Source organism: Ruegeria sp. CDSA241 (assembly GCF_059611265.1).
Genome location: NZ_JBXWPF010000019.1, coordinates 1 through 20,081 on the forward strand (window position 1 = coordinate 1; position 20,081 = coordinate 20,081).

The following is a 20,081-nucleotide window of genomic DNA, read 5'->3' on the forward strand; positions in this document are numbered from 1 at the left end:
GTAAGCCAGAAGAGATCAGACATGTCCACCGCTCGTTTTTGAACCGTGAATCACGCCGCAAAACGGAAATCAATGGGTCCTGACCCTAGATGTTTTCGCATCTTTTCATTACGCAATAACGGATTGCGCGAAACGGAACTTGATTGCCGACGCAGCGGTTTGTCAAAGCGAGATAGGTTCCCTCTTACAAAACTGCTGCGTGCTTGGCTGCATCAAAGGCTGTCGGGTCAGCTTGTACGTTGCTTGTAATACGTGTCTTTATGGACAATCAGCCCGTCTCGGTAGGTCAGGATGTCAACGCTTAGAAACTCTTCTTTTGAACCATCCTTGTGCACGGCTGTACGGCGATATTCGCAATAAGCCTTGTTGCCGGAAATAGCGCAGTCGAGCGTTTCCCAATGCACGTTCGCGACCTTTTCGAACAGGGCTGCAAAAGCACCACGAATGGTTTCGGCTCCTTCCAGACGCACGCCATGTTCTTCGGGGCCAACAGCGTGATCAAATGTAGCGTCGGTTGCGAAGTGTCTCATTACGGCATCGATGTCATTGGCGTTAAACGCGTCACCGACAGAGTCGACTAGGTCTCGGGTCAAAGCGGTCATGATTTCGGTCCTTTTCCTTGAAGCATATCGCAAGTGTGTTTGAAGAAGGGGCTCGCCGGGTCGACCAGCACATTCAGTTCGTCAAAGTGATCCACATCGGGCACGAAATAGAGACCCATCTTGCGGTCTGCTGTTTCGTATTTTTCGACATACATTCGTGCCTGCCTGTGGAACTCGTCGGTTTCTGCGCCGCCGACGACGACCAGCTGAGGGGCATTGGTACCCGGTGGGTGCTTGGTCATCGGGCTTTCGGCCTGGGCTTCTGCCGGATCCATTTGGATGCCCGCATTCAAAGCCTCGGTCAGGCGGACCGGCTCAAGATAGCTGAGCGGTGAGACCGGAATGCCAGATTTAATCAGGTCTGCGGGCAAGTCATCGTCAAATGCCGGCCAATCGGTCGCCATCATCATCTGGGTAATATGGCCGCCAGCGGAATGGCCCATAACGCAGAGACGGTCTGGATTGATGCCCAATGCGCCCGCATTGCGCCAGACAAAGGACATGGCCTCACGCGCTTCTTCTGAAATTCTCGTGATGGTCACAGACGGGCAAAGATCGTATCCGATGACAACAACATTGAACCCCGCCTCAACAAACGGCGGCGCAATGAAGCTGTAGATCGATTTGTCGCCACGCTGCCAATAGCCGCCGTGGAAATAGACCAATGTCGGTGCGGCGGTGTCCGCGCAGCGGAAGACATCCAGCTTTTGTTTTTCACCTTCTCCATAGCGGATATCTAGGCTGCAATCGGATGTTGCACGCGCGTGGGCGCTGTCGCGGCTCCACCCGGGAATGACGGTCACTTCATAGTCCGGCCGCCCAGCCCGCAAATTGTACTGCGCGTCGAATTCGTCAGGGCTGAACCGGGTGTGGAAAGTCAGGTGATCACTCATGATACTGCCTCCGATTGGGGCGCGGAAAAGAACGCGCCGCGACAAAAGACCAGCGGAGGAACGGGTGCATGGGCATAGTTCACGACACGTCCCAAGAGGATTTCATGATCACCTGCATCAACCCGGTTGTGCACGGTGCATTCCAGATGCGCAGATGCACCGGGGACCAAAGGCGTCTTGGCCCCAGGAGTCCATTCCGTATCGGCAAACCGGTTTTCCACATTGCTGGCAAAATGCAACGCCAGAGCTTTCTGATCCGCGGACAGGATGTTGACCGCGAAATGATCAGACCTGGACAGCGTCGGGAACACGCGACCCGATTTTGCGACACAGACAGAGATCACAGGCGGTTCGAGTGAGACCGAGGTGAAGGAGTTGGCGGTCAGGCCCCATGGCATGCCCTCGGGGTCATAAGTGGCCACGATTGTGACCCCTGTCGGAAAAGCGCCAAGCGCACGGCGAAAGTCACGCAAGTCCATCACAGAACTCCTTCACTGACACAGGCCTTTTCAAGGGCGGCCCACTCATCCGGGTTTGTGCCGAAATGACGCATGACGTGACCCCGGTATGCGGGGCGTTCCGCCAATCGTTCGTACCACGCTTCGACATTGGGCAACGGTGGGCGGTCGACCTCGACATTGAAATAGCGATACGCCACGCAACCCAGCGGAATATCCGCCATGGTAAAGCTGTCGCCACAGACATAGGCCTTATCCGCAAGGTGCTGATCCAGAATGGTCAGTGCTTCATGCGCCTCATCGCGAAGTTTGGCGATCTGTTCCGGGTCCCGTTGGTCGGATTGGGTGCGCACAGTTGCAAAAAACAGGTAAATCACCGGCCCGAAGGCACGGCTGGCGGACCACACCATCCATTGATCCGCGATGGCGCGGGTCTGTAGGTCAGAGGGGCTAAACGTTCCCGCGCCGTACCGGTCGCAGAGATACCGCACAATGGCGAGGCTTTCCCAAAGCGCGAAATCCCCATCGCGGATCGCCGGGATCATTTTGTTGGGATTGATCTGCGCGTACATATCAGTGTCGAGCTTGCCAAAGCTGCCCCCGGCCAGTTGCAGCGTATAGTCCAATCCCAACTCATTGGCTGTCCAAATCACCGGAATAACGTTTGATGAATAGGGCCGCCCCCAAATTTCAAGCATGTTCCAACATCCTTTTCTGCGCGATGGATTGTGTCCCGAATTTTGGAACGACATGCTCAAACAGTCGATGCCAACTGGACAGGATTTTCTCATAGGGAACGCCAGTGTATTGCTGCATCAACATGAGGTGGTCGAGGCCGATGGTTTCCTGCCGCTCGGCAAAACGATCCGCTACATATTCGGCGTCACCAACCACAATGATCCCGCGTTTATTGAGGAAATCGAACCAATCCATCTCTTCGTCCTCAGAAGTCATCTCTTCGCCGACATCAAGATAGCCATGTTTTGTCCACTCGCCCTTGGGGCGCGACCCGCCGAGGAATTCGTAATAGGCATTGATCGGGCCACGAATGGTGTTCACAGCCTCCTCCATGCTTGCACCAACATAGAAGGCCGTGCAGACGCCAACGCCTTCCCCTGGTTTCACATTGCGCCCTTCACGTTTGGAAAGCGCCTCGCGGTAGGGTTCCCAGCAGGCCAGTGTCGCCTTGGGTCCAGCGGCCATCGAGATCACACCCCACCCTTTTTCACCAGCAAGCTTGAATGTAGGAGGCGCATTCGACATGAGCCAGACCGGTGGGTGCGGATCAGAATACGGGCGTGGATGCACGTATATCGCTTTGTACTCGCCATTCTCGTCGTGATAGCGCGGGTCCAGCGGTTCAAAAAAACGGTTGGTTTCTTTCCAGCCTGGAACTGGGAACTCATAGAACTCACCTTGATGGGTGAAGGCGTCGTTGGTCCACGCCTTCAGAATAATATCCAGGCTCTCTTGATAGAGGCGCATCACCTTGCCGTTGTCGCGCCGATCCGCGTCCGAATTGAACTGGATAGTCGAGCGCTCATTGATACCCTTGGCGACACCAAAATCGAACCGGCCCAGCGACATGTTATCCAGCATCGCCGCGTCTTCGGCCACGCGCAATGGGTGCCAGTCCGGCAAGATGATGGGCGCCGTTCCAACCCGCAGTTTTGTGCAATGAGCAGCCACATGCGTACCCATCTGGATCGGGTTGGGCGGCGCGTTCATATAGCCGTTATGGGCAAAGTGATGTTCTGTGAACCAGGCGGTCGTGAATCCAGCCTGCTCTGCCAGCGAACATTGTTCGAGGATCATCTCCAATGTCCGGGTCCAGGGAATCGTCTCACCAGGACTGAAATTGGCAATCAAATCAAAGCGCATAGCGATCTCCCGGACAGATGTGGTAAGTTGAATTATTACCCAATTTTCAACTAAGTTGAATTTTACTCGAAAAATCAACAAAAATCTCTTATCCCGAATGCATGAATAGCAACGTTACTGATACTGACACTCAACGGCTTGGCAGCGAAATCCGCGAAGTGCGCAAGGCGCGTGGCCTGACGTTACAAGACCTTTCGGAAACGGTATCCTGCTCGACGGCGTATCTGAGCCGGATCGAGCTGGGATCAGCAAAAGCATCGGCGGAGCTTCTGCGAGAGATCAGCGAAGCGCTCTCGGTCGATCCCAACTGGTTCTTTCCCAAGCAATCGGGTGCCGGACCATTGGAGCGCAAACACGTCGTACGCAAAGAAAATCGCAGGGCGCTTTCCAACATGTACACGCGAACAACCCAGGAGTTGGGATTCGAAGACGAACTGCTATCCAGCACACTATCCGGACAATGCTATCTGATCCTGTCCCGGTTCCGCCCAGGGGCCGGTACACCGCCCGAACCCCAGGAAGGCTATTCCTTCGAGGGCGAGCAACATGCGATCGTCTTGAGTGGCGAAGTGGAGCTGCGCCTTGGTGAAGAAATCATAGTTCTTCGCAAAGGCGACAGCTTTTCCTACCCTTCAATGATCGCGCATCGGTTCCGCAACCGGACTGACAAAGAGGCCACAATGGTCTGGGCGATGTCGCCAATACGGATTACTTGGTGATTATTGGCCAGCCATCGCTATTGCGAGAATTGCTTTTGATACAAAGCAACGGATAATGGCATTCGGAAAAGCCCACAGGTCTGACCTAACTGCTTGGGCCAAAACCAGTCATTTGGTCAATAGAGACAACAGTTGGCTTTGTCCTGAGATCTGTAAATTCGACCACTAATCGCCGCTACGGTCTGCATGAATGGTTACCCCTTCCGCTGAACAGCAACACCAGATTCTCCTCTCGCACTGCATTTGAGACACTGCGTCCGCTCGCAGCTAACCATCGCGATCTCGCTCTCTTCGATATGGCCATCGACAGTAAATTGTGCGGCTATGGCTTGGTCACGATTGAAGTCTATGATGTCATGGCTTCTGGTCAGATCCATGAGCAAGCTTCAGACCTGCAAAGCAAGACTCAGAGACCCCTCCACTTCGAGATTCATGAAGGAACCAGAACCTCAGTCGAGAGGTGAATGGAAGACGAACCTAAGGTCGGGTTTGATTACTTTTTAGCAGGGCGTTTCCATGAGCGTTTGGGCATTTCAATGCGCAGATCGTGCGTGATTGGGCCACGTCTATAGGTTTTTCGAACTCGTCGGTGCTGTCGTGTTGCTCTGCAGCGGAATTTGGTCTCTGTTGCAAGAAAGCCGTCTTATGAGAGGTCACAATGCCCCAAGCATCCGCCACCAATCGTCGTATTGTTCTCGCCAATCGCCCAACCGGACAACCGGACGAGAATACATTGCGCCTGGAAACCACGAGCGTTCCTGAACCTGGACCAGACGAAATGCTGGTACGTACGGTGTACCTGTCGTTGGATCCTTACATGCGTGGCCGAATGAATGACGCTAAATCCTATGCCGAACCCGTTCCGATTGGCGGTGTTATGACGGCGCAGGTCGTCGGGCAGGTGGTCAAATCCAACATCGAAGGATACGAAGTCGGAGAGTATGTGCTCAATACAAGCGGATGGCAGGATTTTGCTGTCTCAGACGGAACGCAGGTCGTTAAGTTGGGTAAATCTCCGGACAACCCGTCTTGGTCGCTCGGAATTCTCGGAATGCCAGGCTACACGGCTTATGCCGGGCTTCTGAAAATCGGGGAGCCAAAAGCCGGTGAAACAGTTGTTGTGGCTGCCGCAGCCGGCCCGGTAGGCGCAACAGTCGGTCAGATCGCAAAGCTAAAAGGATGTCGCGTAGTGGGCATCGCAGGCGGTTCTGAAAAATGTGCTCATGTAGTCGAAAACCTTGGATTTGACGCATGTTTGGACCATCGATCTGATGATCTGGCAGCGCAACTGCGCGAGGCTTGTCCAAGTGGAATTGACGTGTATTTCGAAAACGTTGGCGGCAAAGTTCTCTATGCCGTATTGCCGCTCTTGAACCCGTTTGCACGGGTGCCCGTCTGCGGGATTGTATCCTGGTACAACCTGCCCGGCCTACCGGACGGCCCGGATATGGGCCCTGCGATCATGGGCACGATCCTGCGGATGAAAGTCAGAATGCAGGGTTTCATAATCTTCGACAACTTTGGTGCCGACGTGTATCAGGAGTTTGTCCGCGATATGACGGCTTGGCTCAAAAACGGTTCAATAAGCTACAAGGAACATGTGGTTGAGGGGCTTGAAAATGCTCCGGAAGCATTCAATCAACTGCTGGCCGGCGGTAACTTTGGAAAGATGGTCGTAAAAGTTGGTTAGCCGGACACGCAGCCAGACATTGCATCGTTCTTTGGATGGTTCCATCGTCAAAGTAACGGCCCAAAGCTGCAGTTGAGCCAAAGGTTCGATCTTCTCGGCTGATCCCGAAATCTGCCATTCGGGCTACTGGAAGGATGCGCCACTTTCAGAAGTTTAGTCGCCCGTCACGGCATTCGGATGACGCTCGACAGGGATTTTGCGTGCGGGCACATTGCTTTGGGAGGCGTGTATGTCGCCAGCGGCGACGCAAATGCAGCCGTCAGATACTCGAGTTTTTCAACACAATCGGCTCATAGCGGCCATCGAAGCAAACGCAGCATTCGATGATATTGTAATTCGTCAACGTCAGGTTGGCGCTGACGTCAGACATCTCCCATCCCTCTTCAGGCGGAATTTGTCCAGCACCTCGCATGTAAATTTTCTGCTCCGGATCGCCGAAGAAGCCGAGACAGAAGCCTAGTGAAACCGCCTGCGCCACTTCGCGGAGCGCATCCACAAAGGCCGGGTCTGTGTCCTGACCTTCATCGACAAAGATGCCCGGAAAGCCTGCAGTGCGCTTGGGCCTCCGGCTCGTGCGCCAAGGACTCCGCTTGCAGGCCATGGCAGTTCCTGATGACGTGCCGGTCCGCAACGGCCTAGACACAATGGCCGACAACCGAAAGATTGCCCAAAAAAAAGAAAGTGTTGCGCCATACATTCAACTTATGGATAGTTGATCCCACTCGAAATGTTCTACGGGCGGACAAAGCCTCTCGCTTGGTGCTTGTCTGCGACCAACTCAAGTTTCACTGTTAGCGAATGTGAGGGAGTGACCGATTATGCCAGTTTCGTATTTGAACAGGGCCGTCGCGGCCGGGTTCCTGATTTTAAGCATTGGGATTGCGCCGGCGCTTGCCCAGGAAGGCAGCGCGGGCGGCAAGCCGAACGTTCTCGTCATTTGGGGCGACGACATCGGCCAGTCCAATATCTCCGCATACACAATGGGGTTGATGGGTTATCAAACGCCGAATATCGACCGGGTTGCCAGAGAAGGTATGATCTTCACCGACTACTACGGTGAACAATCCTGCACGGCTGGCCGGTCATCCTTTATCATGGGCCAGTCGGTCTTCCGCACCGGCCTTTCCAAGGTCGGCCTGCCCGGTGCCAAGGAAGGTATGCAGATCGAAGATCCCACCATTGCCGGCCTCCTCAAAGCCGAAGGCTATGCCACCGGTCAATTCGGCAAGAACCATCTGGGAGACCGGGATGAACACCTTCCGACGAACCACGGTTTCGATGTGTTTTTCGGAAATCTCTACCATCTGAACGCCGAAGAAGAGCCGGAAAACGAGGACTACCCGAAGGATATGGTGTTCGCAGACGGCACGACGTTCCTTGAACGGTTCGGTCCGCGTGGTGTTTTGAACGTGACCGCGACCTACGGCGAAAATGAAATCACGCAGAATATCGAGGATACCGGGGCTCTGACCCGGAAGCGGATGGAGATTGTGGACGACGAGACATCAGATGCTGCAATTGCCTGGATGGAGGAACAGACCAACACCGGCACCCCTTGGTTCCTGTGGTGGAGCGGCACACGGATGCATTTCCGTACCCACGTCAGCGAAGAGAACCGCGCGCTCGCGGATGAGTTATACAATGGGGAAAAAGCTGATGAATACACTGCCGGCATGATCGAACACGACATGGATATCGGCAAGTTCCTCGAAAAGCTTGACGAGCTCGGCATCGCCGATAACACCATCGTGTTCTATTCCACTGATAACGGCGTCCATATGAACACATGGCCGGATGCCGGAATGACCCCGTTCTGGGGCGAGAAGAACACCCAGTGGGAAGGCGCCTGGCGGGTGCCTGCTATGGTCCGCTGGCCCAGTAATATCGCGCCCGGAACGATCTCGAACGAGATCGTGCATCACATGGATTGGCTGCCAACATTCCTGGCCGCTGCAGGCAATGAAACCATCAAGGAAGATTTGCTCGAAGGCATCACAGTTCCGGAAATGGCAGGCCGCGAGTACCGCGTCCATCTCGACGGCTACAACCTATTGCCGATGCTCAAGGGTGACACGGACAAGAGCCCGCGTAATGAGATATTCTACTTCACTGATGACGGCGACCTCGCGGCGATCCGGCTCAACAACTGGAAGATCACCTTCCTCGAGCAGAAGGCCTGGGGGACTTTCCGGGCCTGGATGGAGCCGCTGACGCCGCTGCGCGTGCCGCTGATCTTCAACCTGCGCCGCGACCCTTATGAACGCGGTTACCGGACGTCGAACACCTATTACGACTGGCTGCTCGACCATGCCTTCATGCTGGTGCCGGCCCAGGCTTATGTTGGGCAGTTCCTGGCAACCTTCGAAGAATACCCACCGCGGCAGGAGGCGGCTTCGTTCAGCCTCGACAAGGTAATGGAGAAGCTGTCGCAGCCGGGCGGCTCGCAGTAGACTCATCCCACTTCGTCCCGACGGAGTATTCCGTCGGGGCGCCTAATTTTCCGGTTGCCTCGGCATCCCTTTCCCTGCACTTGCGGAGGTTGTCCCTATGCGTGCTCTGCTAATTTCAATTCCTTTGACAATTCTGTTTGCATCAGCTCCGCTCGCTGACCCTTTGCCGTCTTGGACGGATACGGCCACCAAGGATCGGATCATTGCGTTTGTCGAAGGCATAACGGACCCGGATTCACCTGATTATGTCACCCCGGCCGCGCGTATTGCGACCTTCGACAATGACGGCACGCTCTGGGCAGAACAGCCGGTCTACTTTCAACTGCTATTTGCCATCGACCGATTGAAAGAAATGGCCGCTGCTGATCCCGGGGTGCTCACGTCTGACGTGCTGCGGGCCGCAGTCGAAGGCGACATGGAGACAGTGGCCGCCTCGGGCACTGAGGGACTTTTGGAAATCGTCTCCACCACCCACTCCGGCCTGACGGTGGACGAGTTCCAGGCCGCCGTGCGCAGCTGGCTGGACACGGCCAGGCATTCCGGCACAGGCCTGGCCTATGACCAAATGGTCTATCAACCCATGCTGGAGCTCTTGACCTATCTGCGCGATGAAGGCTTCCGTACTTACATCGCCTCAGGCGGCGGCCTGCATTTCATCCGGGTGTTCTCTGAAAGCGCCTATAACATTCCGCCCGAGCAGGTCATCGGGTCCATCGGAAATGGCAGTTATTCCGCCGGGGACGGACCGCCGCGGGTGATGAAGGACCCCGGTTTATTCTTCATTGACGACAAGGCAGGTAAGCCCATTGCTATCGAGGCCCGCATCGGGCGACGGCCGGTGATCGCAGTGGGAAATTCCGATGGAGATTTCCAGATGCTTGAGTGGACTACTGCGGGCGAAGGTGCGCGGCTGGGCATCCTGCTGCACCATACTGACAGCGAACGCGAATACGCTTACGGCCGTGAAAGCCATATCGGGCAGCTTGCACGCGGACTTGATGAAGCAGCTAGCCGCGGTTGGCTGGTAATCGACATGGCCCGTGATTGGGAGCGGATCTGGCCGAGCCGCGAATGAAGCCCTGCACCATCCCTGTGCATGAACGACCCAGAAAACCGGATGGCCCTCTGAAAATGCAGATTGTAGTCTTGATCCTTCTCTTGCTGCTGGGTCTGCCAGCGATGGCCCAGAGCCTTGATGGCTACTTGGGGTCGGATCGTTGCACCGGTTGCCATAAGGACAGTGCCGCAGGCTGGGCAGGATCGCATCACGCTCAGGCCTGGACAACGCCGTCGCGGGAGACGGTCGCAGGTGACTTCGGCGGAACGGCCTTTCACCATGACGGTATGACTGCCCGGTTTCAGACAGGAGCGGAGGGCGAATACTACGTCGAGGTGATCGAAAAGGATGGATCGCAGGCGGAATACCAAGTGCATTCGGTTGCGGGGATCGAACCGCTGCAGCAATATCTTCTCGAGACCGAACCGGGGCAACTGCAGAGTTTTGACGTGGCCTGGGACACCGAAGAGGAGAAGTGGTTCCACCTTTATCCGGACCAGACCCTGCCTCCGTTGGATGGTCTGCATTGGACAGGTCCCTACAAGACCTGGAATGCGCGCTGTGCAGAGTGCCACGCCACCGGGTTCCGCAAAAACTACGACGCAAGCCGTTTAAGCTATGCATCAACCCAGGTCGAAATAGGCGTTGGCTGCGAGGCCTGCCACGGACCGGGAAAGGACCACGTTGATTGGGCTGATACATGGGAAACGACAAGGACACCGCCGCCCGCAAACCATGGATTTCCTGTGGATTTCGCCGATCCTCGGCAGGCAGTTGAACAATGTGCGACGTGCCATTCCAGACGCGAGGCCAACTTGGACGGCAACCCGGTGCCAGGCACGCGTTTTCATGATGCCTACACGCTCGCACTTTTGCGCCCAGGACTTTACCACGCGGACGGGCAGATCCAGGACGAGGTCTATGTCTACGGCTCCTTTCTGCAATCTAAGATGCATGCTCGGGGCGTGACTTGCCTGAATTGCCACGGCGCGCACAGTCTGGAGCTGAAGGCAGAAGGCAACGGCCTTTGCACCCAATGCCACAGCGCGGCGGGCAATCCGGATTTCCCAACACTCACAGCAGCGGACTACGACAGCCCTGCACATCACTTCCACCCGGAAAACAGCGCCGGAGCGAAGTGCCAGTCCTGCCACATGCCAGAACGCGTCTACATGGGCAACGACTGGCGCGCCGATCACTCCTTCCGCATTCCCCGGCCGGATCTTTCGCCGGTGACGGGAGCACCGGATGCCTGCACCGCCTGCCACGGCGGCCAGGACGCAGCTTGGGCAGCTGCACAGATTTCCGCTTGGTATCCGGACGACAGAAATCGTGGCCGACATTACGGGGAGGTGCTGGCGCGGGGACGTGCCGATGCGGCAGCGGCCGCCGGCGACTTGACAGCGCTTGCGCAGAATACCAGCCAGCCGGGCATCGTGCGGGCCACTGCGCTCTGGCTTCTGGAGCAGTCCAACGACCCGCTGTTCGCCGCTAGGCTGACGGACCTGCTGCGGGACCCGGATCCGCTTGTCCGCGCTGCCGCGGCCTCTCTGCAGCGCCTTGCACCGCTTCAGGAAAGGGGCAAGCGCCTGGCCGCTGTATTTGCCGACCCTGCCCGCAATGTGCGCATGGCCGCTGCCCGCGCGATGCTGGGTGATACGGAGAACCGCCTCCAGAACGGAACCGCCAGAGAGCTGCAAGCCGCCATGGCTGAATGGCAGGATGCCATGGCAAACCGGCTCGATTTTCCTGAAACCCACCTCCAACTGGGCGGTGTGGCACTGGCCATGCGCAACATGGGCATGGCCACATCCGCGTTCCGCGAGGTGGTGCGGCTGGATCCGCAACGGCTGGATGCATGGATGATGCTGGCCAGGATCACAGCGGCAACCCAAGGACGCGTTGCTGCCGCCGCGGTTGTGGCAGAAGCTCTGTCAGCCAATCCGGAACATCCCGCACTTCTGGCCGCACAGGCAGAGCTGGAAGGAAAACCTGTGCCGCAAGGAGATAGCGAGTGACTGCTCTTGCCAGAATCCGGAACCTCAGAGCGGACCGCTGAGCTGCTCAGCTTCTGCTATCCCTGAAGCCACCCTGCACACAATGAAACATTAGCTCAAAAGGCACTGCCTATGAAAACGATCTTGACCGCAATCGTGCCGGCAGTTGCCGGCATCCGGGCCCGCGTCTGCTCAGAATACTGACTGGAACTACGAGGCAACGATCTACCTGTTCGCGCCCGAGACCAAAACCGCAATCGATACACCCTCAGGGCAGATCAAGGGCGCACTCATGTTTGGCGACGCTCTTGAGAATCTGGACTTTGCCTTTATGGGAGCCTTTGCCGCCAGTAACGGGAAATGGAGCTTTCTCACCGACTATATGTACACGGACCTGTCCTTCGGCAACGAGATTGTATCTTTGATACTAGAGATGCGCCGCAACGCGTGCCAGCCCTCATTGGTGTCGGCAGACATCCACGGCATTTCTTCATGTAAAGAAGATACTGTCTCGTCCACCCAGTGCTCGTCTCTCGGCTCCACCAAGCGAACCTCATTCATTAGTGGGCGCAGTCGTTAGATTTCTTTCTCCGAAGGATGCCTAAGACCTGAGGCTTCAGCCCTGTGTTTTGGGATGCGCTGAACTAGATTTTTGATGCGCCGCTTGTCATCTCAAGTTAGCGCGACACCATCCGATAGTTCGCGAGCAACTTTATCGAAATCATCTCCGCCGAGATCGACCGAATGTTCATCGTCTCCGATGAATTCTCTGGCTAGCCGCGTTTTGCGCAATTTCTTCAAATATTCAGTGAACCGATGCATAAGAGCATCTTTTTTAAAATTGGGATCAGTGGCGAGTAGGAGTTTGATGGTCTTCATAGCAGTTCCCTCATCTATCCAGTGAGAAAAACCGACCGACAACGTGCGAAGAAGAGTAGAATTGAGAAGCAGCCAACGGTCGGCCCTAACAGGGGCAGATCAGAGAAATCGTATGAGAAAGATATGCTGTGATGTCGTCATAGAATGAAACAGCCCTATTGCCGGACGCACGTCAATACCTTCGTACTATTGATACTGGCTGAGAAAGCATCTGTTAAGAAAATCAAACGCTTTCCCGCCCCTATGATAACAAGGGGATTTTGATACTTGGCCGACAAAGACCTTGTCTTTGGGCGAAAAAATCGCTGATTTGGGTCTCAATTGCTTGGTGTACCAACAACAGAATCCACTACTTCAGCTCACCCGCATTTAGAGTGACCGCAGCTACGGCAGGTCATGCATCCTTCGATCATCACCATGTCGAACTGACCGCAGGACGGGCAGGCTTTGCCGCGGGGGCCGTCGAGGTTGACCACTTGCGCCTGAGGGTCGGATTTCAGCCCCATCCCTTCGCCCTCAAGGAAGCCGATATTGATCAAGTGCTGCTCGATCACTCCGCCAATCGCGGCCAGGATCGAGGGGATGTATTTGCCTTTCACCCAGGCCCCGCCGCGCGGGTCGAACACCGCCTTGAGTTCCTCGACCACAAAGGACACATCACCGCCCCGACGGAACACGGCCGAGATCATGCGGGTCAGCGCAAGCGTCCATGCGTAATGCTCCATGTTCTTGGAGTTGATGAAGACCTCGAACGGACGACGGCGGCCGCCAATGACGATGTCATTTATGGTCAGGTAAATCGCATGCTCGCTGTCGGGCCATTTCAACTTATATGTTGACCCCTCTAGCGATTGTGGGCGGTCCAGCGGTTCGGACATATAGATGACATCACCGCCATCAACCTCGTGCGGCGCATCCGCACTTTCTCCAGGAGCTTTGTCGGCACTCTCTGATACGGTCAGAACCGACCCCGTCACATCGTTGGGGCGATAGGTCGTGCACCCTTTGCAGCCCTGATCCCAGGCCTGCATGTAGACATCTTTGAAAGCGTCAAAGCTGATATCCTCGGGGCAGTTGATCGTCTTGGAAATCGAGCTGTCGATCCATTTCTGTGCCGCCGCCTGCATCTTGACATGATCAGACGGAGGCAGCGTCTGCGCGTTGACGAAATAGTCGGGCAGGTCCTTATCACCAAACTTGTCGCGCCACATCTGAACGGCGTAATCCACGACTTCTTCTTCGGTGCGTGAGCCATCTTTTTGCAGGACCTTGCGCGTATACGCATAGGCAAAGACCGGTTCGATCCCCGAAGAGACGTTGCCCGCGTACAGGGATATCGTCCCCGTCGGGGCAATCGACGTCAGCAGCGCGTTGCGGATGCCGTGTTCGCGGATCGCATTGCGTACGTCGTCATCCATCTGCAGCATTGTGCCGCTGGCCAGGTATTTCTCGGCTTCGAACAAGGGAAACGCCCCCTTTTCCTTTGCCAAATCGACCGACGCCAGATACGCGGCGCGGGCGATTGCGTGCAACCAGCGCTCGGTCTGACGCGCCGCCTCGTCAGAGCCATAGCGTAGACCCAGCATCAACAGTGCATCGGCCAGCCCGGTGACACCCAAACCAATGCGGCGTTTGTCTTGCGCCTCAGCCTCTTGTTCGGCCAGCGGAAATTTCGAGGCGTCGACCACATTGTCCATCATGCGAACGGCGGTGGCGACCAGCTCTTTCAGCGCGGCCTCATCCAGATGAGCGGCATCCTCGAACGGTCCGGTCACCAAACGCGCCAGGTTGATCGAGCCCAGCAGGCAGGCGCCATAAGGCGGCAGGGGCTGTTCGCCGCAGGGGTTCGTCGCCGCGATGGTCTCGACATAGCTGAGGTTGTTGGCGGCATTGATCCGATCGATGAAGATCACACCTGGCTCGGCATAGTCGTAAGTGGCCTGCATGATCTTGTTCCATAGATCGCGGGCCTGGATGGTGTGATAGACCTTGCCATCAAACACCAGTTCCCACGGGCCATCGGCCTTGACTGCCTCCATAAACGGATCTGTCACCAGAACCGACATGTTGAACATGCGCAGACGGGCCGGGTCGGATTTGGCGGTGATGAACTGTTCGATATCGGGATGATCGCAGCGCATGGTCGCCATCATCGCCCCGCGGCGCGACCCCGCAGACATGATCGTGCGGCACATCGCGTCCCACACATCCATAAAGCTCAGCGGCCCCGAGGCGTCCGCGGCCACCCCGTGTACATCCGCCCCACGCGGACGAATGGTTGAGAAATCATAGCCGATCCCCCCACCCTGCTGCATGGTCAGGGCGGCCTCTTTCAACATATCGAAAATACCGCCCATGCTGTCTGGTATGGTTCCCATGACAAAACAGTTGAACAGGGTCACCCGGCGTGCAGTGCCCGCACCGGCGGTGATGCGTCCGGCGGGCAGATATTTGAAATCCTCCAACGCCTCAAAGAACTTGTCTTCCCAATGAGCAGGGTCCTGTTCCACGCGGGCCAGATCGCGAGCGATACGGCGCCAGCTGTCTTCAACCGTTTGGTCTATGGGCGTTCCATCCGCCTGTTTAAAGCGGTATTTCATGTCCCAGATCTGCTCGGCGATGGGGGCGGCAAAGCGGCTCATTGGTGATTCCCTGTCTTGAAAGAGGTATCCAGATTAGCCCAATTCGCACCTTCACCACAACACCTTGATGAAGCGGTGCAGAAGGCTACAATATAAAGGTAGCCTTGGGACGACTCTGTGGGAAAGCTGTGGATAAGTACGTAAACCTCATAAAACTGTCCGTCGGATCAGAAAGCGTCGACACGCTGATCGCATGGCAGGAGAGTCGCATGCCTCTTTACGAGGACGGATTGCCGCGCCACGTGACACGCATGTGGCCCAAACGCGAGGCAGAGATTCTGAATGGCGGATCAATCTATTGGGTGATCAAAGGCGTTGTGCAATGCCGTCAGCGCATCCTACGAATGGACGAAGTGATCGGGGATGACGGCATTCGCCGCTGCGCCATTATTCTGGATCCTGAGGTTCATCGCACCCAGAACGCCCTGAAGCGCCCCTTTCAGGGGTGGCGTTATCTCAAGCCCGAGGACACCCCCGCCGATCTGCCAAAAACCCGCGCGCAGGACGATGCCCTGCCCGATGATCTAAACCGCGCGCTGGCGGATATCGGCGTGCTGTAATCAGGCCAGACGGTCGAGCACCTCAGTCAGAACATCCTTGTCTTCGTCCGTATACTTGGCCACCCGGCTGCGCCATAGGGTTGCTTGCGATTGCAGGATCAGCCCGTCTGTCAGGATTTTCAGGTGGTTGGCGCGCAGAGTTTCCCCCGTTGACGTGATATCGGCAATCGCTTCGGCGGTTTCATTCATTACCGTGCCTTCGGTCGCCCCCTGGCTGTCGATCAGCGTATAATCGGCCACGCCCGCATCTGTCAGAAATTCACGCACCAACCGGTGGTATTTGGTGGCAATCCGCAGGCGGTGGCCGTGGGTCTTGCGAAAAGCCGCTGCCGCCGCGTCAAGGTCATCAAGCGTGTCCACGTCGACCCAGCAGGCTGGCGTAGCGATGATCAGATCGGCCTTGCCAAACCCAAGCGGAGATACTTCTTCGACCTGCTGTTCCCAGCGCGGCAGTTTTTCATGCACCAGATCAATTCCGGTGACGCCAAGATGAATGCGACCAGCAGCCAATTCACGCGGAATTTCCCCCGCCGATAACAGGATCAGCGAGACACCCTCGATCCCTTCCACCTTACCGGCATATTCGCGGTCCGACCCACTGCGAGACAGGGTGATGCCGCGCTTTTCGAACCACGAAAAGGTCTTTTCCATCAACCGGCCCTTTGAAGGCACGCCCAGTTTCAGGCTCATTGGGCGTCCTCCTCAATCTCCAGCATCAGGTCCGGGCGCAGCACGCCGCCAACTGCAGGGATTTCTGCCCCTTTGCCCAAGTGGCGGGTCAGTGCATCATAGCGCCCCCCAGTGGCAATGGGTGGCAAATCCGGCCGGCCCTCGGCGTAGAAACCAAAGACAAACCCGTCATAATACTCCATCGAGGTCCGGCCATAAGACGCTTCGAAATCCAACCTGTCCACATCCACGCCGCGCGCTTGCAAGGCCGCGATCCGCGCCTCAAGCCGGTCCAGTGCCGGGGTGATCTGCGGCAAGTCCACCGCCACGTCGCGCAGCTGTTCAAGCGCAAAGGGCATGGTTTCGCGGACGTTCAGCAGGGTTTCCAACCCGGCCAATTCGTTGTCGGAAATCGGTGGGGTATCACGATCCTCACGCAGGGCTTCGATCCGCGCCTGAATTTCAGAGGCGCGACGCTTGCCGATCATAGGCGCGTCGGTTGCCAAGGGGTCAGCAGCCTCGAGTAAGGTCTTGCGTCCTTCAGGCCCCGGCTTGCGCCCAGCGAAACGGTCCAGCAAGACGCGAAAACGGCGGGGCCGCCACAGATGGCGCATCAGGGCCGCCTTGCGCCGGTCGGAAGTCCTCAGCCCCTGGACAGCAGCGGTCAGGATACCGATATCTCCGGTTGCCGCCCGCAGGGGCAACCCACGCAGTTGCAGCGCAAACAGCGAAAACACTTCGGCATCGGCACTGGCCGGATCGGTTCGATCAAACACCTCATACCCGACCTGGATATATTCATTCGCTCGATCCGGATCGTGTTCCTGCCTTCGAAACACCTCACCCAAGTAGGTATAGCGCTCCGGTTCGGCACCGTCGGACATGTGCATCTGCACCACCGGCAGCGTGAAATCCGGGCGCAGCATTTGTTCACCATGCAGCGCATCCGAGGTCACGTAAGCACGGGCGCGAATGTCTTCCCCATAGAGGTCCAGCAACGTTTCAGCCGGTTGCAACAGAGGCGGATCAACAACCCGGGCACCTGCGGTCTCGAAACGCACGCGCATCATCGCGGCGCGCGCCTGTATCTGAGTACGGTTGGCCATGGCTCAGTCCTGATTGTCCAGAATTTCGCGCACCTTGGCGACCAGATCACCGCGCGGCACCTCGAACTGGCTGGGGCGTTCTTTCCATTCCTCAAGCGTGGCGCTTTCGGCGATCTTGGCACCAAGGATCAGGTCCTTGATCTGCACGATCCCGTTCGCCTTTTCGTCGCCGCCTTCGATCACCGCAATGGGTGAGTTCCGTTTGTCCGCATATTTCAGCTGATTGCCAAAGTTCTTGGGGTTGCCCAGATACACCTCGGCCCGGATACCTGCATTGCGCAGCTCGGCCACCATGGCCTGATAATCCGCCATGCGGTCGCGATCCATCACGGTGACAACCACCGGCCCCTTGGCCTGTGCGCTGATCCGCCCCTTTTCGCGCAGAGCAGCCAACAGGCGGTCGACACCAATGGAGACACCGGTCGCGGGCACTTCCTGTCCAGTGAAACGCTTGACCAGATCGTCATAGCGCCCGCCGCCTGCGACAGAGCCGAACTGCCGCTTGCGGCCTTTCTCGTCAAAGATATCAAAGGTCAACTCGGCCTCATAGACCGGACCGGTGTAATAGCCCAACCCACGCACGACCGATGGGTCAATCTCGATCCGATCCGCGCCATAGCCGCCGGCTTCCAGCAAGGTCCCGATCTGTTCCAGTTCGCCAATGCCATCCGCACCGATTTGGCTGTCACCCACGGCGGCACGCAGATTGGCCAGCGTTCCTGCGGTATCTGCAGCTTTGGAGGTCAGGAAGGCGATGACCGGTTCTGCCTGATCATCGCTTAGACCCACGCCGTCGATGAAGGCACCTGACGCGTCCAGACGACCCTTGGTCAGCAATTCGCGTACGCCTGCTTCGCCCACCTTATCGAACTTGTCGATGGTGCGCAGCACGCTGTCACGGGCGGCGGCGTCTTCGCCCAGGCCCATCGCCTCGAGCACACCATTCAAAACCTTGCGGTTGTTCACCCGCACCAGATAGTCACCGCGCGGGATGCCCACGGTTTCCAGCGTATCCGACAACATGGCGCAAATCTCGGCATCCGCCGCCATTGATGCGGTACCCACCGTATCCGCATCACATTGATAAAACTGGCGATACCGCCCTGGACCTGGCTTTTCGTTGCGCCAGACCGGACCCATCGCATAGCGGCGATAAGGTGTCGGTAGATCGTTGCGGTGTTGCGCATAGACGCGGGCCAATGGCGCGGTCAGGTCATAGCGCAGGGCCATCCAATCGCCTTTGTCGTTCTCATCGAATTCCTGCCAGGCAAAGACGCCTTCGTTCGGGCGATCCACGTCAGGCAGGAACTTGCCCAGCGCTTCGACCGTTTCGACCGCGCTGCTCTCCAAAGCATCAAAGCCATAGCGATGATAGACACCCGCGATAGTCCGCAGCATCTCGGTGCGCTGCGTGACTTCCTCGCCAAAATAGTCGCGAAACCCCTTCGGCGTTACGGCCTTGGGGCGGGGCTGTTTCTTGGGCTTGGCCATTTGGGGCGTCCTTGGGCGTTAAGTGTTCCGCGCGCGGTCTATCCCATGGCCCGTTTCGGGGCAAGGCGCGCTTTCGCTGGCCTTGCACAGCCGGTGCCGTTATGACCGGCGCGAGACAGGAGTTTCCAATGCAACATCTGGAAGAGCAAATCGCCCATCTGACCCGCACGGTCGAAGATCTGAACACAATCGTCACGCGCCAGCAGGATGAGATCGACAACTTGACCCGCCGGGTTGAGGTGCTGATGCGCCGCGAAGGTGAACGGGCACAAGAAGGATCAGGCGGCATCATCCTCGGAGACGAACGCCCGCCGCATTATTGAGCGATTACAAGCCGAGCGTCGTTTTCACCGCATTGTCGACAACCCCGCCCAACAGGGCATGCTGGTCCTCGGCGCAGCCCTCTCTCAATGCGGCTATGAAGGTCTCGCTCAGTTTCGCTTTGTCCTCGTCCGTGCTTGCGTGATCATTGATATCAATCTGGCGGTTATAGATCGACAGTGCTGTCATCTTCTCGACAACCGCAAAGATATAGGTCTCATCACCGTCCGACTCTTCAACCACCGTTGCACAGGTATGATACATGACGGGCAATGCGTCCTGAACCATTTGTTCAGCAGCTTCGTCTGCGATGGCCATGCCCGGAACGATCATGCACAGGCTTGCGAGAGCGGTTTTCATTTGGGTCAAACGCATCGCAGTCATTTCCAGTTATGTCCAATAAAGGCCCCGGCCACGCCGCCGATTGCCGCGCCCTTGCCATCACCAATCAAAGCACCGACGCCCGCCCCGATCAACGCGCCTTCGATGGTGTTCTTTTTCTTCTTGTCGTCCGCCACCGCCGACCCGGCGGTGACCAAGGCCATCGACGCGGCCAATATCAATGTTCGAAAACCTAAATGTGGGATCGTCATATGGTTGCCCTCCTGCGGCATCACCAGAAAATCTCATTCTGTCTTCAGACTATCCGGCGGGCGAATGTCAGGC

Annotated in this window: 21 protein-coding genes; 8 read left to right on the plus strand and 13 right to left on the minus strand. The window is 57.0% G+C overall.

The window, feature by feature from the left end:
• Positions 1–227: 227 nt before the first annotated feature.
• From AC2FJV_RS16220 to AC2FJV_RS16240, 5 genes are read right to left on the minus strand one after another with little or no spacing between them, the layout of a single operon-like run.
• Positions 228–602 carry a nuclear transport factor 2 family protein gene (locus tag AC2FJV_RS16220; RefSeq protein ID WP_271952617.1) on the minus strand — a complete coding sequence of 125 codons (375 nt, stop codon included), beginning with the start codon at positions 600–602 and terminating at the stop codon, positions 228–230.
• Complete coding sequence (locus tag AC2FJV_RS16225) at positions 599–1,495, minus strand: alpha/beta hydrolase (protein WP_496694439.1); 897 nt, start codon at positions 1,493–1,495, stop codon at positions 599–601. Before AC2FJV_RS16225 ends, AC2FJV_RS16220 begins: the two co-directional genes overlap by 4 nt.
• The gene (locus tag AC2FJV_RS16230; RefSeq protein WP_281973656.1) at positions 1,492–1,974 is read right to left on the minus strand and encodes a flavin reductase family protein; all 483 of its coding nucleotides are present in this window, start codon (positions 1,972–1,974) and stop codon (positions 1,492–1,494) included. The genes AC2FJV_RS16225 and AC2FJV_RS16230 overlap by 4 nt, the downstream gene beginning before the upstream one ends.
• Positions 1,974–2,651, minus strand: a complete 678-nt coding sequence (locus tag AC2FJV_RS16235; RefSeq protein ID WP_496714082.1) for a glutathione S-transferase family protein — start codon at positions 2,649–2,651, stop codon at positions 1,974–1,976. The genes AC2FJV_RS16230 and AC2FJV_RS16235 overlap by 1 nt, the downstream gene beginning before the upstream one ends.
• Entirely contained in the window at positions 2,644–3,834 is a 1,191-nt protein-coding gene (locus AC2FJV_RS16240; protein WP_496694440.1) for an LLM class flavin-dependent oxidoreductase, read from the minus strand. Before AC2FJV_RS16240 ends, AC2FJV_RS16235 begins: the two co-directional genes overlap by 8 nt.
• A gap of 101 nt (positions 3,835–3,935) precedes the next feature.
• Between AC2FJV_RS16240 and AC2FJV_RS16245 the strand changes: the two genes are divergently transcribed.
• Both AC2FJV_RS16245 and curA read left to right on the plus strand, forming a co-directional pair.
• Entirely contained in the window at positions 3,936–4,553 is a 618-nt protein-coding gene (locus tag AC2FJV_RS16245; protein WP_142638879.1) for a helix-turn-helix domain-containing protein, read from the plus strand.
• 658 nt (positions 4,554–5,211) lie between these two features.
• Positions 5,212–6,243 carry an NADPH-dependent curcumin/dihydrocurcumin reductase gene (gene curA, locus AC2FJV_RS16250; RefSeq protein ID WP_281973653.1) on the plus strand — a complete coding sequence of 344 codons (1,032 nt, stop codon included), beginning with the start codon at positions 5,212–5,214 and terminating at the stop codon, positions 6,241–6,243.
• Positions 6,244–6,502: 259 nt separating this feature from the next.
• Here the strand turns inward: curA and AC2FJV_RS16255 are convergent, their stop codons facing one another.
• Positions 6,503–6,940 (minus strand): hypothetical protein, encoded by a 438-nt coding sequence (locus AC2FJV_RS16255; protein ID WP_496714083.1) that lies wholly within the window; start codon positions 6,938–6,940, stop codon positions 6,503–6,505.
• A gap of 121 nt (positions 6,941–7,061) precedes the next feature.
• Between AC2FJV_RS16255 and AC2FJV_RS16260 the strand changes: the two genes are divergently transcribed.
• The 4 genes from AC2FJV_RS16260 to AC2FJV_RS16275 all read left to right on the plus strand — a co-directional run bounded on the left by AC2FJV_RS16260 (position 7,062) and on the right by AC2FJV_RS16275 (position 12,327).
• Positions 7,062–8,693, plus strand: coding sequence for an arylsulfatase (locus AC2FJV_RS16260; RefSeq protein WP_496714084.1), 1,632 nt, complete (start codon positions 7,062–7,064; stop codon positions 8,691–8,693).
• A gap of 97 nt (positions 8,694–8,790) precedes the next feature.
• Entirely contained in the window at positions 8,791–9,768 is a 978-nt protein-coding gene (locus tag AC2FJV_RS16265) for an HAD family hydrolase (RefSeq protein WP_271952630.1), read from the plus strand.
• Between the two features lie 56 nt (positions 9,769–9,824).
• Positions 9,825–11,768, plus strand: coding sequence for a cytochrome c3 family protein (locus tag AC2FJV_RS16270; protein WP_496714085.1), 1,944 nt, complete (start codon positions 9,825–9,827; stop codon positions 11,766–11,768).
• Positions 11,769–12,039: 271 nt separating this feature from the next.
• On the plus strand, positions 12,040–12,327 hold the full coding sequence (locus AC2FJV_RS16275) for a hypothetical protein (RefSeq protein ID WP_185956726.1): 288 nt from the start codon (positions 12,040–12,042) through the stop codon (positions 12,325–12,327).
• A gap of 92 nt (positions 12,328–12,419) precedes the next feature.
• Here AC2FJV_RS16275 and AC2FJV_RS16280 read toward each other — a convergent pair whose 3' ends face one another.
• Both AC2FJV_RS16280 and AC2FJV_RS16285 read right to left on the minus strand, forming a co-directional pair.
• On the minus strand, positions 12,420–12,626 hold the full coding sequence (locus AC2FJV_RS16280; RefSeq protein ID WP_496694442.1) for a hypothetical protein: 207 nt from the start codon (positions 12,624–12,626) through the stop codon (positions 12,420–12,422).
• A 359-nt stretch (positions 12,627–12,985) separates the two neighbouring features.
• Positions 12,986–15,268 (minus strand): adenosylcobalamin-dependent ribonucleoside-diphosphate reductase, encoded by a 2,283-nt coding sequence (locus AC2FJV_RS16285; RefSeq protein WP_496694443.1) that lies wholly within the window; start codon positions 15,266–15,268, stop codon positions 12,986–12,988.
• 128 nt (positions 15,269–15,396) lie between these two features.
• Here AC2FJV_RS16285 and AC2FJV_RS16290 point away from each other — a divergent pair, with 128 nt between their 5' ends.
• Positions 15,397–15,828, plus strand: a complete 432-nt coding sequence (locus AC2FJV_RS16290; RefSeq protein ID WP_281973647.1) for a DUF1489 family protein — start codon at positions 15,397–15,399, stop codon at positions 15,826–15,828.
• Here the strand turns inward: AC2FJV_RS16290 and hisG are convergent, their stop codons facing one another.
• From hisG to hisS, 3 genes are read right to left on the minus strand one after another with little or no spacing between them, the layout of a single operon-like run.
• On the minus strand, positions 15,829–16,518 hold the full coding sequence (gene hisG / locus AC2FJV_RS16295; protein ID WP_496714086.1) for an ATP phosphoribosyltransferase: 690 nt from the start codon (positions 16,516–16,518) through the stop codon (positions 15,829–15,831).
• Complete coding sequence (locus AC2FJV_RS16300; RefSeq protein ID WP_496714087.1) at positions 16,515–17,603, minus strand: ATP phosphoribosyltransferase regulatory subunit; 1,089 nt, start codon at positions 17,601–17,603, stop codon at positions 16,515–16,517. Before AC2FJV_RS16300 ends, hisG begins: the two co-directional genes overlap by 4 nt.
• 3 nt (positions 17,604–17,606) lie before the next feature.
• Positions 17,607–19,094, minus strand: a complete 1,488-nt coding sequence (hisS, locus tag AC2FJV_RS16305) for a histidine--tRNA ligase (RefSeq protein ID WP_496694444.1) — start codon at positions 19,092–19,094, stop codon at positions 17,607–17,609.
• A gap of 128 nt (positions 19,095–19,222) precedes the next feature.
• Here hisS and AC2FJV_RS16310 point away from each other — a divergent pair, with 128 nt between their 5' ends.
• Positions 19,223–19,417: a SlyX family protein gene (locus AC2FJV_RS16310; protein WP_142638896.1), complete on the plus strand. Its 195-nt coding sequence runs from the start codon at positions 19,223–19,225 to the stop codon at positions 19,415–19,417.
• 4 nt (positions 19,418–19,421) lie between these two features.
• Here the strand turns inward: AC2FJV_RS16310 and AC2FJV_RS16315 are convergent, their stop codons facing one another.
• Both AC2FJV_RS16315 and AC2FJV_RS16320 read right to left on the minus strand, forming a co-directional pair.
• Positions 19,422–19,775: a hypothetical protein gene (locus tag AC2FJV_RS16315; RefSeq protein WP_496714088.1), complete on the minus strand. Its 354-nt coding sequence runs from the start codon at positions 19,773–19,775 to the stop codon at positions 19,422–19,424.
• 20 nt (positions 19,776–19,795) lie between these two features.
• Positions 19,796–20,008, minus strand: a complete 213-nt coding sequence (locus AC2FJV_RS16320; protein ID WP_496714089.1) for a YMGG-like glycine zipper-containing protein — start codon at positions 20,006–20,008, stop codon at positions 19,796–19,798.
• Positions 20,009–20,081: the final 73 nt, after the last annotated feature.